Raw genomic sequence first — 12,690 nt, forward strand, 5'->3', positions numbered from 1 at the left:
GGGCGCCAAGATACGGTCTGGCAGCGGGCTGGCAAGGCGCGCTAATGATCCAGCATGACCGATTTGATGCCGCCACCCGCCTACCTTGCCTTCGATCCCGCCCGCCGTCGCCTGCGGCTCGACCCGCACGAGCCGGCCTTCTTTTTGGATCCGTACCAGGCCTATGCGTTCCTACACGGCGCCGCGAACGCCTTCTTCTGGGAGGACTACGGCTTCTGGTGCTTTGGCGGCTTCGACGACGTCAACCGGCTGCTGCGCGACCGCCGCTTCGGCCGCCAGAACCCGGCCGGCATTCCCGACAGCCGCGGCGTCGGCAAGGACCGTTCGCATCTCGCCGCCTTCGACGGCATCGAGGCCAATTCGATGCTGGAGCTGGAGCCGCCGGTGCACACCAGGCTGCGGACGCTGGTCAACCGCGCCTTCGTCTCGCGCCAGGTCGAACGGCTGCGGCCGCGGGTCGAAGCGCTGGCCAACGAGCTGATCGATCGCTTCGAGCCCAACGGCGTCGACCTCTTGCCCGCCTTCGCCTCGCCGCTGCCGATCACCATCATCGCCGAAATGCTCGGCGTGCCGGTGGCGATGGCGCCGCAGCTGCTCGACTGGTCGCACCAGATCGTCGCCATGTACATGCATGGCCGCACGCGCGAGACCGAGGAGACCGCGAACCGCGCCGCGCGCGACTTTTCCGATTTCCTGCGCGGCTACGTCACCGAGCGGCGCAAGCAGCCGGGCGACGACCTGCTGTCGCTGCTGATCGCAGCGCAAGAAGATGGCCAGAGACTGTCCGAGGACGAGCTGGTGTCATCAGCCATTCTGCTGCTCAATGCCGGCCACGAAGCGACCGTGCACCAGACCGGCAATGCGGTGCGCTCGATCCTGGCGCAGGGCGGCGACCCCAGCCGTTTCTTCACCACGCCGGAGGCGACCGCGGCCACGGTCGAGGAATGCCTGCGCTTCGACGCGCCGCTGCATATGTTCCTGCGCTATGCCTATGAGGAAATCGAGGTCCAACCCGGCATCGTGCTCAAACCCGGCGACAAGATCGCGCTGCTGCTCGGCATGGCCAACCGCGATCCCTCCACCTTCGCCGCACCGCAAGCCTTCAATCCAGGCCGCGCCGACCAGAAGAACGTCTCCTTCGGCGCCGGCATCCATTTCTGCATCGGCGCGCCGCTGGCCAGGCTCGAACTGCAGGTCTCGCTGAAGACGCTGTTCGAGCGGCAGCCAAAGCTCCATCTCGCCGAAGAGCCGCGCTTCCGCGACAGCTATCATTTCCACGGGCTGGAACAGCTGGCGGTGGCCTTCTGACAGGCGACGGACGGATATCGGGACAATGAGATTCGCCTTCCTGCAGGAACCGCCCTTCTGCTTCACCGACGCATCGGGCGCCTTGCGCGGCTGCGACGCCGTGCTCGCCGAGAAGGTTTGCGAGACATTGGGGCTGGACGGGTTTTCGGCCATCGAGGCAGGGTTCGCGGGATTGCTGCCCGGATTGGCCGCGAACCGTTGGGACATGACCACGGGGCTGTTCATCTCGGACGAGCGCAAGAAGCTGGTCGATTTCACCCGGCCGATCTGGATGCTGCCGGACGGCCTTTTGGTCGCCAAGGGCAATCCGCGCGGTTTCGCAGGCTATCGCTCGGTCGCCATGGATCAGACCGGCATGATCGGTGTCATATCAGGCCAGATCCAGCACCCGACGGCGCTGCGCAACGGCATCCCGGCCGAGCGGATCAGGACCTTCGGCATCCAGGCAGAAGCCGCCGAGGCCGTCGCCGCCGGAGTGGTGCATGCCTATGCCAGCGTCGCCATGGCGCATCGCGGCTACCTGGCGGGACGTCCCGACGCGCCGCTTGCCGTCATTGATGTTCCGGCCGAGGAAAAGCAGCCGGCGGCCGGCGCCTTCGCACTCGCCAAAGGCAATGCGTCCATGCGCCAGCGCATCGATACCTGCCTCGACGAGTTGCTCGGCGGCTCCTGGCACCGGCATATGATGCGCGAGTACGGATTTTCCGAGGGCGATATCGACCGCCTGCTCTGACCCGGCTGGCAGGCGGTCAGAGCTTGATCACATATTCCTTCCGCGTCGTTTCAAGCACTTCCCAGCTGCCTTTGAAGCCCGGCCGCAGCACGAAGCTGTCGCCAGCCCTGACGGTGCGCGCCTCGCCGCCGTCCTCGGAAATGACTGAGACGCCGGACAGGACGTGGCAGAACTCCCACTCGTCATAGACGATGCGCCACTTGCCGGGCGTCGATTCCCAGATGCCGGCATAGAGGCCCCCGTCCCGCTCCTCGACATTCCAGGTGCGAAACTTCGGATCGCCCGAAATCAGCCGGTCCGGATCCGGCGCGCCGGCCTCCGGCTCGGCGCTCGAGACATCGACGGAGAGAAAGTTCGGCGCCGCCATCACACCTTGTCCAGCGCCTGTTCGAGGTCGGCGACGATGTCGTTGACGTCCTCGATGCCGACCGAAAGGCGGACCGTGTCCGGCCCGGCACCGGCCTTGATCTTCTGCTCGTCGGAAAGCTGGCGGTGCGTGGTCGAGGCCGGATGGATGACCAGCGACTTGGTATCGCCGACATTGGCAAGATGCGAGAAAAGCTCCAGCGCCTCGACGAACTTGACGCCCGCCGCGTAGCCGCCCTTGAGACCGAAGGTGAACACCGCGCCAGCGCCCTGCGGCGAATATTTCTTCTGCAGGGCGTTGTTCTTGTCGCCGGGCAGGCTGGGATAGCTCACCCACGCGACCTTGGGATGGTTCGATAGCCAGCCGGCGACGCTCGCCGCGTTGTCGCAATGGCGCTGCATCCTGAGCGGCAGCGTTTCCAGTCCGGTCAGGATCAGGAAGGCGTTGAAGGGCGAGATCGCCGGGCCGATGTCGCGCAGGCCGAGGACGCGCGCGGCAATCGCAAAGGCGAAATTGCCGAAGGTCTCGTGAAGCACAATGCCGCCATATTCGGGGCGCGGTTCCGACAGCATCGGGTATTTGCCCGACTTCGACCAGTCGAAGGTGCCGCCGTCGACTATGGCGCCGCCGATCGAATTGCCGTGGCCGCCAATGAACTTGGTCAGCGAATGGACGACGATGTCGGCGCCGTGCTCGATCGGCCGCACCAGATAGGGCGAGGCCAGCGTGTTGTCGACGATCAGCGGCAGGCCGTGCTTGCGGGCGATGTCGCCGATCTTCTCGATGTCGACGAAGATGCCGCCCGGATTGGCAAGGCTCTCGATGAAGATCGCCTTGGTCCTGTCGTCGATCTGGTTTTCGAAGGTTGAGATATCGTTGGTGTCGGCCCAGCGAACCTCCCAGCCATAATTCTTGAAGGCGTGGCCGAACTGGTTGATCGAGCCGCCGTAAAGCCTTGTCGCGGCGACGAAATTGTCGCCCGGCTGCATCAGATTGTGGAACACCAGTATCTGCGCGGCGTGGCCGGACGCGACCGCCAGCGCCGCGGTGCCGCCCTCGAGCGCCGCGACGCGCTCCTCGAGCACCGCCTGGGTGGGGTTCATGATGCGGGTGTAGATGTTGCCGAAGGCCTTCAGGCCGAACAGTGAGGCGGCATGGTCGGCGTCATCGAAAACATAGGAGGTGGTCTGGTAGATCGGGGTCGCCCGGGCGCCCGTCGCCGGATCGGGCTTGGCGCCGGCGTGAATGGCAAGCGTGTTGAAACCGGGCGTACGCGTCATCGAAAACTCCCTCAGGAACCTGCGCAGGAAATCGCGGGGCATTCTTGGCGAAGGCCGGCCATGAATGCAAAGAAGAATATACCTTTCGGCGGCGATCTGCGGCGAACGCCCGAAAAAATCCTACTCTTCCCGGAATAATTTTGCGCCGCGGCAGCCGGGCTATTTTTGCCTTACGCCGAAGCTCTGGAAGCCCTGCCGCATCAGCGGCTTCTTCGACGACAGCACGCCGGAATTGACGCCGGTCCAGCCGATCTCGCCCGACAGCTTGCCGTATTCGATCTTCGGGCAGCGGTTCATCACCACCTTCATGCCGGCAGCCTCGGCGCGGGCGGCCGCCTCGTCATTGCGCACGCCAAGCTGCATCCAGACGACCTTCGGCAAGGGATCGAGCCGCAGAATCTGATCGAGGATACCCGGCACCGCGACTGAGCCACGAAAGATGTCGACCATGTCGACTGGCTGCGGCACGTCGGCGAGGCTTGCGTAGACGGTACGGCCGAGAATCTCCTTGCCGGCATGACCAGGATTGATCGGAAACACCGAGAACCCCTTGGCCAGCAGGTACTTCAGCACGAAAAAGCTCGGCCGAACGTCGTTGGGCGACGCGCCGACCATGGCGACGGTCTTCACCGAATTGAGGATGCCGGCGATATAGGTGTTGTCGTAGCTGTCGTGGTTCATGCCTCGTCCTCATACAGCGCTTCGGCGAGAAAACCATCCGGATCGCCGCAGAAATCGCGCATCATGCGAAAGTGGTCGGTGTCGCGAAAATCGACCAGGTCGAGCCCGAAGCGGCTGATGCGGAACAGGCGCGCGCCGGGACAGGCCATCAGCAGCGGCGAGTGCGTCGCCATGATCACCTGCGCGGTGCCGGACAGGTCCATTCGCCTCAGCAGCTTGAGCAGTTCGATCTGGCGTGTCGGCGACAGCGCGCTTTCCGGCTCGTCCAGGATGTAGATGCCTTGCCGACGACAGCGCTCCTCGAAGAAGCGGATGAAACCTTCGCCGTGCGACCACGAGAGGAAATCGGGCGGCGCACCGCCAGCGTCCAGCGCCGCCTGATCGAGGTAACGAGCGACGGAGTAGAAGGATTCGGCCCGGAAAAACCAGCCGGCCGTGACCTTCGGCAGCCAGTGGCCGCGCAAGGCATTGGCCAGTGCGGTCCCGCTCTTGTCGATGGCAGCCGAATGATCGACCGGCCTGTAACCCTTGCCGCCGCCGGCCTCGTCATAGCCGGCCAGGGCGCCAATGGCTTCGAGCAGCGTTGATTTGCCGGTGCCGTTCTCTCCGACGATGATAGTGATCGGCGTGGTGAATTCGAACACGAACGCGCGGCTGGCGAAGATCGGCAGGTTCCAGGGATATTGTTCCCAGTCCTCGACGCGCGCCGGCTCGAGCAGGATGCGCTTGAGGTAGGGCGACTTCAGCCGCGTCAGTTGCTTGCGAAGCGCCACGGGCAGCGTCAGCCCGGCAGCGAGATCGAGCCGTCTTCCGCGATCGGAAAGGCCGGATTGTGCGCGACTTCCCAGACATGGCCGTCGGCATCCGCGAAATAACCGTACCAGCCGCCCCAGAAGGCGCGGCCGGCCGGCTTGACGATCTTGCCGCCGGCCTTCTCGGCCATGGCGAGGACTTCGTCGACTTCGGCGTCGGAGCGGGTGTTGTAGGCGAGATAGACGGCCGACGGCGCCTTTGCAAAGCTGACGCCGGAATCCTCCTCGGCGCTTTCGCGCGGGAACAGGCCGAGAATGGCTCCACCCATCTGGAAGAAGGCGACGCCCTCGGTGATCCCCGGATGGCGGGTCAGTCCCATGCCCTCGTAGAAGCGCGTCGCGCGATCGAGATCGTCGGTGGCGACGGTGATGATGGAGATACGCGGTTCCATTCGGACCTTCCTCTTTCCGGGCGCCCTACTCGTCCTTCCATTCCGGCTTGCGCTTGCCGACGAAAGCGCCGATGCCTTCCTCCGCGTCGCGCGCCAACATGTTCTCGACCATCACCCGGCCGGTGTACACATAGGCGTCGGCCAGTCCCATCTCGGCCTGAGCGTAGAACGCCTCCTTGCCGGTCTTGACCACCAAAGATGATTTCGAAGCAATGGTTTGCGCGTATTTGCTGACAACCTGATTCAGGTATTCGCGCGGCACGATGCGGTTGATGAGGCCGAATTCCCTGGCGGTGGCCGCGTCGATCGTCTCGCCAGTCAGCAGCATTTCCATGGCCTGCTTGCGCGAGACATTGCGCGACAGCGCCACCATCGGCGTCGAGCAGAACAGGCCGATGTTGACGCCCGGTGTGCAGAAGGTCGCCTCGTGCGAGGCAATCGCAAGATCGCAGCTCGCGACCAATTGCAGCCCGGCGGCGGTGGCGAGGCCGTCGACCTCGGCGATGACCGGCCTGGGGTGGCGCACGATCGCCTGCATCAACTCGGCGCAAGCGGCAAAGGTCTTCTCGAAGAAGGCCCGGCCGCGATCGGCATCGCTGCGATGGGCGCTCAGTTCCTTGAGATCGTGGCCGGCGCAGAACACCTTACCGGACGCCGCGAGAATGATGACGCGCACGGATTTGTCGGATTTCGCGCGATCGAGTTCGGCCATCAGCGCCGCCATCACCGCCAGCGACAAGGCATTGGCCGGCGGGCTGGCGAGCGTCAGGCGAAGAGTGCCTTTGTCCAGGCTGGCGACAACAGGCCCCTCGGCGATTGCCGGCTTGATGGCGACGACTTCAGCCATGTTTTCAAACCTCTCCGCCCAATCCTTCTCGGCCTGCTGTGGCGCACTTCACAGACCATGGAACAAAAGAACTAGCACGCTGCCGATTGAAGAAAAGCCGCTAGCCGTGTTTTCTCGGCCGCAACATTTGGTCCAGGCGCCCTCGCCTTGGGTGCCCTGCCCGTCCCGCACATAGGAAATCGCCGATGCCCGCTCAAAGCAATCTGAAGCCGGTGTTGACCGCGGCTGACGTCAATCGGTTGATGGAAAGCGTCTATCCGCAGCTCAACGACCAGTTTTCCTTCTATCAGGCGCTGGAGGTGTTTCCCGGCGGCTGCATCGTGCGGCTCAATGCCGACGAGCGGCACCTGCGCCCGGGCGGCACGGTATCCGGTCCGTCCCTGTTCACGCTGGCCGACATCGGCGGCTATGTCTGCGTGCTCTCGCATGCCGGGCCGGATGCGCTGTCGGTCACCACCAACCTCAACATCAACTTCGTGCGCAAGGCCGAGGCCGGTCCGATCGACGGCCATTGCCGCATCCTGAAGCTGGGAAAAAGCCTGATGGTGTTCGACATCGACATCGTCGCCGGGCCGGACGGACACACGGTAGCGCATGCCACGGGCACCTATTCGATCCCGCCGAAACGCCCGAATGATGTGGTAAAATAATACCTTTTACTCAATTCATTGTTTTTGCTATATTTTCCACGCAAAGAGAGATTTCGGTCGCCTTGACGCGCTGACCGCCCTCGCCTATAAGCCCTCGCGAAGCAGCGGCCCGCAACGGCCGCCGTTTTGTTATTGGCGACGGGCAGACGCCCCAGCCAATTCAAGCAACAAGAAACGCCTTTCCCTGTCCTTCGCGGGTAGGGAAGGTCCAACCGAGAGCAAGAACCATGGCTACCTTTTCGCAGAAGCCTGCGGATGTGGTGAAGAAGTGGGTGTTGATCGACGCCGAAGGTCTCGTCGTCGGCCGCCTCGCCACTGTCATCGCCAACCATCTGCGCGGCAAGCATAAGCCCACCTTCACCCCGCATGTCGACGACGGCGACAACGTCATCGTCATCAATGCCGACAAGGTGGTGTTCACCGGCAAGAAGTACACCGACAAGGTCTACTACTGGCACACCGGCCATCCTGGCGGCATCAAGGAGCGCACCGCGCGCCAGTTGCTCGAGGGCCGTTTCCCCGAGCGCGTCGTCGAGAAGGCCGTCGAGCGCATGATCCCGCGCGGCCCGCTTGGCCGTCGCCAGATGAAGAATCTCCGCGTCTATGCAGGCGCTGAACATCCGCATGTCGCCCAGCAGCCCGTCACGCTCGACGTGGCCAAGCTGAACTCCAAGAACAAGAGGGCTTCGTAATGGCTGAGCTTTCCTCGCTCGCAGAACTCGGGACTGCCGCTGCCGTCGCGCAGCCGGCCGCTCCCGTCCACGTCCAGAAGCTCGACAAGTCGGGCCGCGCCTATGCCACCGGCAAGCGCAAGAACGCCATCGCGCGCGTCTGGGTGAAGCCGGGCTCCGGCAAGATCGTCGTCAACGACAAGGAATTCGCGAGCTACTTCGCGCGTCCGGTGCTGCAGATGATCCTCAACCAGCCGATCATCGCCGCCAACCGGGCCGGCCAGTACGACATCGTCGCCACCGTCATCGGCGGCGGCCTGTCCGGCCAGGCCGGCGCCGTTCGTCACGGCATCTCCAAGGCGCTGACCTACTACGAGCCGGCGCTGCGCGCCGTGCTCAAGAAGGGCGGCTTCCTGACCCGCGACAGCCGCGTCGTCGAGCGCAAGAAGTACGGCAAGGCGAAGGCCCGCCGCTCCTTCCAGTTCTCGAAGCGCTAAGCGCTACGAAATTTGGACAATCGAAAGGCCGCCTCCGGGCGGCCTTTTTGTTTTTGGGATGCTCAGGGACCGCGGCCGGCCGGCGTCTTTATGTAGTCGATGAATGCGCGCAGCGGCGCGGGCACCAGCCGTCGGCCGGGATAATAGAGGAACGGTCCCGGGAAGCTCTGCCACCACGGCTCCAGCACAGGTTCCAGCGCGCCGCTCTCGAAATGCGGGCGCACCCAGTCCTCAAACAGCCAGAGAATGCCGACACCAGCGATCGCCGCATCGACAGCGAGATCGACGCCTCCACCGATGCTGACGACCAATGGCCCCGTGGGATCGACCCGCACCACCTCGCCGTCCCGCTCGAACTCCCAGGGCGTCATGACCCCGCTCGGGAAGCGGCCGCGCACACAGGCATGGCCAAGCAGGTCGCGCGGGTGCTGCGGCCGGCCGTGCCGGTCAAGGTAGGACGGCGCAGCGGAGGTCGTGAAGCGCTGCGCTCGGGGTCCGATCGGCACCGCGATCATGTCCTGCTCCAGCCGCTCGTCATAGCGGATTCCGGCGTCGCAGCCGGCCACCAGCAGATCGATGAAGTTCTCCTCGGCGATCACCTCCAGGCGAATGGCGGGATAGGCCGCGAGAAATCCCGGAACGATTTTGGGCAGCACCAGCCGCGAGGCGCTTATCGGCACGTTGAGACGCAACGTTCCTGCGGGCCGGTCGCGAAAGCCGTTCACCACATCGAGCGCAGCTTCTACCTCGCCCAATGCGGGGCCGAGCCGCGCCAGCAGGCTGGCACCAGCCTCGGTCAAAGCGACGCTGCGCGTGGTGCGGTTGAAGAGCCTCACACCGAGCTGGGTTTCCAGACGGCGGATGGCTTCGCTGAGCGCGGAGGCGCTGCCCGCCGTTGCGCGGGCTCCTTCGCGAAAACCACCGGCGCGCGCCACCGCCATAAACGCCTGGAGATCGTTGAGATCCGCCGCCATTGTTCGTCATCCCGTACAACCTGTCCAGATTATAAGCGATTATCGAAACAGCCGACAGCGCCTATCTGCCTCGTCGACAGCAAGGAGACACAGCATGTCCAGCATCCAAAAGTCCGGCACATTCACCCTCGGCAGCCACACCGTGAAACGCCTTGGCTACGGCGCCATGCAGCTTGCCGGCCCGCATGTGTTTGGTCCGCCCAGGGATCGCGATGCCGCACTGGCGGTGCTGCGCGAGGCGGTGTCATCGGGCGTGGACCATATCGACACATGCGACTATTACGGCCCGCACGTCACCAACCAGATTATTCGCGAGGCGCTGTCGCCTTACCCCAAGGACCTCGTCCTCGTCACCAAGATCGGCGCGCGGCGCGGCAGCGATGCGTCCTGGCTGCCGGCCAATTCGCCTACCGAACTTGAGCAGGCCGTGCATGACAACCTCAGGAATCTCGGACTTGAGGTGCTGGACGTCGTCAATCTGCGCATAATGTTCGGGATGGGGCCGACTGAGGGCTCGATCGAAGCGCAGCTGACAGCGCTTGCCGAGTTGCAGCGCAAGGGACTGGTGCGCCATATCGGCCTGAGCAACGTCACTCCCGCGCAGATCGAAGAGGGCCGCCGGATCTGCAAGATCGTCTGCGTGCAGAACCAGTACAATCTGGCGCACCGCGACGACGACGCGCTGATCGACCAACTGGCGCGGGAAGGCACCGCCTATGTGCCATTCTTCCCGCTCGGCGGCTTCAGCCCGCTGCAGTCTTCGACTTTGTCGAGGGTGGCGGAACGGCTCGGCGCGACGCCGATGCAGGTGGCGCTCGCCTGGCTGCTGCGACGCTCGCCGAACATTCTGCTGATCCCCGGCACGTCGTCGGTCGAGCATCTGCGGGAGAATCTTGCGGCGGCGGAGCTGGAGCTTTCGGCAGCGGTGCTGGACGAGTTGGATGGCGTGGCGAAAGCCGCGTGATTGGCTAGTCTCCTCCCTCGTGGGGGATATCAGCTGCGTCGGCGCCGACGCCTAGTTGATGCTCGCCGTATGCGCCGGCTCGGCCGGCCGCGCCTCATCTGCATAAGGCACGCGAAAACCATTGGCGGCGAGCCAGCCGATCGCCGCCTTCGGCTCGTCGGTCTGGATGATGGTGGCGCCGCGTTCGGCCCAGAAGCCCCAGGTCTCGGCGGGAAGGCTTGCGGCGACCGCCAGCTCGTCGCCGCGGCCGCCCGACAGGTAGCCGCCCGGCTTGTTGACGATGGCGTAGGTGTCGGCCCAGAGGTGCCAGCCGCCGCGCACGGCAGACGCCCGCATGCGGTTGGTGAACAGCGGTCCGCCCGTCTCCGTCAACGTCTCGGCGCCGGCCCGCCAGTTGATCAGCTCGATCGCACCCGGGGAAAAGACGCGGCCAACCTTCTCGGCGAAGGCGGCGTCGCGCACGGCATCGTCGGCGATGATCGGCATGAACTGGAAGCCGCCGCCGATAGCGTCGATCGCCGCCTTGACGGTGTCGATCCGCTGCTGGTTCCAGAGGTTCTCCTTGACGATGACCTGATCGGCCATGCCGAGATCGCGGGCAACCGCGATCATGCCGGGCAGAGCATGAACGTCGAGCTTGTTGTCGAGGTTGATCAGGATCCGGTCCCTGGTCGCCATCAGCATTTCGCGCAGCGTCGAGACCGGCTCGCTGGTGATGGCGCCGGTGCCTTCCAGGACAAGCCTGCATCTCTTCAGTTCGGCGACAGTATGGTCGACCACCTCGCCCTTGCAGTTGGTGGTGCGGTCGAGCCAGCTGTCATGCATGACGACGAACTCGCCGTCCTTGGAGCGCCTGATGTCGACCTCGACGATCTCGGCGCCGAGCGCGATCGAGGCCTCGACCGCGGCGAGCGAATTCTCGGGGTAAAGCGTCTTGCCGGCCTGCATGCCGCCGGCGCGGTGTGCCGCCACCATGACATGGTCGCGCCACTGGTTGGCATGCTCGAAGCGGTCGAGGATCTGCCTGGCGCGCGTTTCGCCGGCCAAGGCATGGCCGATCGAGGCCGCAAGCGCCGCGGAAAGCAGAAGGCTTCGCAAGATTGCCCGCATCAAGAATCGCTCCGTTCGGATCGCAGTCCGGTTAAGCGATGCGCATGACAGGGCGGTGAACGAAGCCGGCTATGGGCTTGAACGGATTGGCTTCTCAGATCCGCTTGGCGAGCCGCCGGAACCAGGCCAGGGCCGGCATTTCGACGAAGCGCCAGGTGAACCAGGAGACAGCGATGGTGGCGACGAGCATGGTGAGAATAGCGGCAAAGCCGAGCCATGGCAGATCGGCGCCGAAGCCGGTCGCATGGTCGCCGCGCAGCACGATGTCGCCGAGCAGGTGAAGCCCGAACTTGCGCTCCACCAGCCCGCCGACATTGATCATGCGCGCCTGCACGAAGATGTGGACCATGTAGATGGAATAGGAGAGCGCGCCCAGCATCAGCATCGGCCGGGTGCGCAGGAAGGCGCTAATCCAGCCGCCCTCATGCGCAAAGAGGTAGAGCGCCAGCGCAAACACCAGGGGAGCGGCGATGCCGGCATCGTTGTCTCCGGCCAGCGCTACGAAAACACCGATCACCGCGATCATCACCATCTCGGCCGCCGTCCAGGCGAGCCGCGCCCTGCCGTCACCGGCAAGCGCCTGTCGCGCCTCTGCAATCGAATCGTGCTGAAACCATGCCAGCAGCGCGCCGAGCGAGAAGCCGTAGAGGCAGCGGATGAAGCCGAAGTCGAAGGACACGTCCATATGCGTGCGAGAGAAGGCAAGCAGGAAAAGCGGCGCGGTGACGGCAGCGGCCGCAAGCCAGATCCAGCTGCGCCGGCCTGCCGTGAAGACAACGGCGGCAAACAGCAGATAGGCGAAGAATTCGGCCGAGATGCTCCAGCTCGGCGCGTTCCAGCTCAGATGATCCTCGACGCCCATGCCTTGCAGCAGGAAGAGATTGGCGACGAGGCTGTTCAGGTCGAAGCCGCCGGTGAAGGGCTCGGCACCCGTGCCGTGCAATTGCGGCAGCATGAGCCGCAATTCCTCGAAGGCGGCGAAGGCGGCGAGCATCACGAGATGCAGCGGGTAGATGCGGCCGAAGCGGACAGGTGCGAAACGGGCAAGCTCGACCGGCTCGCTGAGCCGGTTGCCGTAGGAGCTGGCGATGACGAAGCCGGACAACACGAAGAAGAAATCGACGAACAGGTAGGAGCCGCCGACAAAGGCGCTTTGCGAGATCGTCGAGTTGGTCGGGAAATGGAACAGCGCCACCAGCAACGCGCAGATGCCGCGCCAGGAATCGAGCACCAGGAAACGCTCGCCCGCCACGGTGCCGGTCCGGGTCGCCGCCGGCATATGAGCGGGGTTGAGAAAGGCGGTCTGCGTCATGATGATACAATCCTGTGTTGTCGTGGCACTCGCCGAGCGCCATTCCCGTTTCCCCACTCTGTGACTGGCATGTTGCGTGCCGGTTCTGTAGT

At 64.5% G+C, this 12,690-nt stretch carries 15 protein-coding genes; 6 read left to right on the forward strand and 9 right to left on the reverse strand.

What is annotated here, in order from left to right; all coding sequences use genetic code 11:
- Positions 1-54 precede the first annotated feature (54 nt).
- The gene (locus tag PU724_RS14305; RefSeq protein WP_354421432.1) at positions 55-1,308 is read left to right on the forward strand and encodes a cytochrome P450; all 1,254 of its coding nucleotides are present in this window, start codon (positions 55-57) and stop codon (positions 1,306-1,308) included.
- 25 nt (positions 1,309-1,333) lie between these two features.
- Positions 1,334-2,041, forward strand: a complete 708-nt coding sequence (locus PU724_RS14310; RefSeq protein WP_354421430.1) for a transporter substrate-binding domain-containing protein — start codon at positions 1,334-1,336, stop codon at positions 2,039-2,041.
- Positions 2,042-2,057: 16 nt separating this feature from the next.
- Here the strand turns inward: PU724_RS14310 and PU724_RS14315 are convergent, their stop codons facing one another.
- From PU724_RS14315 to PU724_RS14340, 6 genes are all read right to left on the reverse strand, one after another.
- Positions 2,058-2,408: a cupin domain-containing protein gene (locus PU724_RS14315; protein WP_354421429.1), complete on the reverse strand. Its 351-nt coding sequence runs from the start codon at positions 2,406-2,408 to the stop codon at positions 2,058-2,060.
- A complete protein-coding gene (locus PU724_RS14320; RefSeq protein ID WP_354421427.1) occupies positions 2,408-3,688 on the reverse strand; it encodes an O-acetylhomoserine aminocarboxypropyltransferase in 1,281 nt (426 codons plus the stop codon). The genes PU724_RS14315 and PU724_RS14320 overlap by 1 nt, the downstream gene beginning before the upstream one ends.
- A gap of 159 nt (positions 3,689-3,847) precedes the next feature.
- Positions 3,848-4,369, reverse strand: coding sequence for a CoA-binding protein (locus tag PU724_RS14325; protein WP_127282126.1), 522 nt, complete (start codon positions 4,367-4,369; stop codon positions 3,848-3,850).
- On the reverse strand, positions 4,366-5,142 hold the full coding sequence (locus tag PU724_RS14330; protein WP_354421425.1) for an AAA family ATPase: 777 nt from the start codon (positions 5,140-5,142) through the stop codon (positions 4,366-4,368). The genes PU724_RS14325 and PU724_RS14330 overlap by 4 nt, the downstream gene beginning before the upstream one ends.
- Before the next feature lie 8 nt (positions 5,143-5,150).
- Entirely contained in the window at positions 5,151-5,573 is a 423-nt protein-coding gene (locus PU724_RS14335; RefSeq protein ID WP_354421423.1) for a VOC family protein, read from the reverse strand.
- Positions 5,574-5,598: 25 nt separating this feature from the next.
- Entirely contained in the window at positions 5,599-6,420 is an 822-nt protein-coding gene (locus PU724_RS14340; RefSeq protein WP_354421421.1) for an enoyl-CoA hydratase, read from the reverse strand.
- 185 nt (positions 6,421-6,605) lie between these two features.
- Between PU724_RS14340 and PU724_RS14345 the strand changes: the two genes are divergently transcribed.
- The 3 genes from PU724_RS14345 to rpsI all read left to right on the forward strand — a co-directional run bounded on the left by PU724_RS14345 (position 6,606) and on the right by rpsI (position 8,238).
- On the forward strand, positions 6,606-7,070 hold the full coding sequence (locus tag PU724_RS14345; RefSeq protein ID WP_127282130.1) for a PaaI family thioesterase: 465 nt from the start codon (positions 6,606-6,608) through the stop codon (positions 7,068-7,070).
- 227 nt (positions 7,071-7,297) lie between these two features.
- Positions 7,298-7,762 carry a 50S ribosomal protein L13 gene (gene rplM, locus PU724_RS14350; RefSeq protein WP_126054907.1) on the forward strand — a complete coding sequence of 155 codons (465 nt, stop codon included), beginning with the start codon at positions 7,298-7,300 and terminating at the stop codon, positions 7,760-7,762.
- Entirely contained in the window at positions 7,762-8,238 is a 477-nt protein-coding gene (rpsI, locus tag PU724_RS14355) for a 30S ribosomal protein S9 (RefSeq protein WP_126054908.1), read from the forward strand. The genes rplM and rpsI overlap by 1 nt, the downstream gene beginning before the upstream one ends.
- Before the next feature lie 62 nt (positions 8,239-8,300).
- On the opposite strand, the gene PU724_RS14360 is transcribed toward rpsI, so the two are convergent.
- Positions 8,301-9,212 (reverse strand): LysR family transcriptional regulator, encoded by a 912-nt coding sequence (locus PU724_RS14360; protein ID WP_127422268.1) that lies wholly within the window; start codon positions 9,210-9,212, stop codon positions 8,301-8,303.
- A 94-nt stretch (positions 9,213-9,306) separates the two neighbouring features.
- Between PU724_RS14360 and PU724_RS14365 the strand changes: the two genes are divergently transcribed.
- Positions 9,307-10,176, forward strand: coding sequence for an aldo/keto reductase family oxidoreductase (locus PU724_RS14365; RefSeq protein ID WP_354421418.1), 870 nt, complete (start codon positions 9,307-9,309; stop codon positions 10,174-10,176).
- A gap of 51 nt (positions 10,177-10,227) precedes the next feature.
- Here the strand turns inward: PU724_RS14365 and PU724_RS14370 are convergent, their stop codons facing one another.
- Together PU724_RS14370 and PU724_RS14375 are read right to left on the reverse strand one after the other, a co-directional pair.
- Positions 10,228-11,286, reverse strand: a complete 1,059-nt coding sequence (locus PU724_RS14370; protein WP_354421416.1) for a glycerophosphodiester phosphodiesterase family protein — start codon at positions 11,284-11,286, stop codon at positions 10,228-10,230.
- Positions 11,287-11,380: 94 nt separating this feature from the next.
- A complete protein-coding gene (locus PU724_RS14375; protein ID WP_354421414.1) occupies positions 11,381-12,598 on the reverse strand; it encodes an acyltransferase family protein in 1,218 nt (405 codons plus the stop codon).
- Positions 12,599-12,690 lie beyond the last annotated feature (92 nt).

Source organism: Mesorhizobium abyssinicae (assembly GCF_049887195.1).
Classification (GTDB): Bacteria; Pseudomonadota; Alphaproteobacteria; order Rhizobiales; family Rhizobiaceae; genus Mesorhizobium; species Mesorhizobium abyssinicae.

What these genes read in the sequence shown, in the direction of transcription:
- PU724_RS14305 (WP_354421432.1), top strand. Translation starts at nt 55, where the DNA reads ATGACCGATTTGATGCCGCCACCCGCCTACCTTGCCTTCGATCCCGCC.
- PU724_RS14310 (WP_354421430.1), top strand. Translation starts at nt 1,334, where the DNA reads ATGAGATTCGCCTTCCTGCAGGAACCGCCCTTCTGCTTCACCGACGCA.
- PU724_RS14315 (WP_354421429.1), bottom strand. Translation starts at nt 2,408, where the DNA reads ATGGCGGCGCCGAACTTTCTCTCCGTCGATGTCTCGAGCGCCGAGCCG.
- PU724_RS14320 (WP_354421427.1), bottom strand. Translation starts at nt 3,688, where the DNA reads ATGACGCGTACGCCCGGTTTCAACACGCTTGCCATTCACGCCGGCGCC.
- PU724_RS14325 (WP_127282126.1), bottom strand. Translation starts at nt 4,369, where the DNA reads ATGAACCACGACAGCTACGACAACACCTATATCGCCGGCATCCTCAAT.
- PU724_RS14335 (WP_354421423.1), bottom strand. Translation starts at nt 5,573, where the DNA reads ATGGAACCGCGTATCTCCATCATCACCGTCGCCACCGACGATCTCGAT.
- PU724_RS14340 (WP_354421421.1), bottom strand. Translation starts at nt 6,420, where the DNA reads ATGGCTGAAGTCGTCGCCATCAAGCCGGCAATCGCCGAGGGGCCTGTT.
- PU724_RS14345 (WP_127282130.1), top strand. Translation starts at nt 6,606, where the DNA reads ATGCCCGCTCAAAGCAATCTGAAGCCGGTGTTGACCGCGGCTGACGTC.
- rplM (WP_126054907.1), top strand. Translation starts at nt 7,298, where the DNA reads ATGGCTACCTTTTCGCAGAAGCCTGCGGATGTGGTGAAGAAGTGGGTG.
- rpsI (WP_126054908.1), top strand. Translation starts at nt 7,762, where the DNA reads ATGGCTGAGCTTTCCTCGCTCGCAGAACTCGGGACTGCCGCTGCCGTC.
- PU724_RS14360 (WP_127422268.1), bottom strand. Translation starts at nt 9,212, where the DNA reads ATGGCGGCGGATCTCAACGATCTCCAGGCGTTTATGGCGGTGGCGCGC.
- PU724_RS14365 (WP_354421418.1), top strand. Translation starts at nt 9,307, where the DNA reads ATGTCCAGCATCCAAAAGTCCGGCACATTCACCCTCGGCAGCCACACC.
- PU724_RS14370 (WP_354421416.1), bottom strand. Translation starts at nt 11,286, where the DNA reads ATGCGGGCAATCTTGCGAAGCCTTCTGCTTTCCGCGGCGCTTGCGGCC.
- PU724_RS14375 (WP_354421414.1), bottom strand. Translation starts at nt 12,598, where the DNA reads ATGACGCAGACCGCCTTTCTCAACCCCGCTCATATGCCGGCGGCGACC.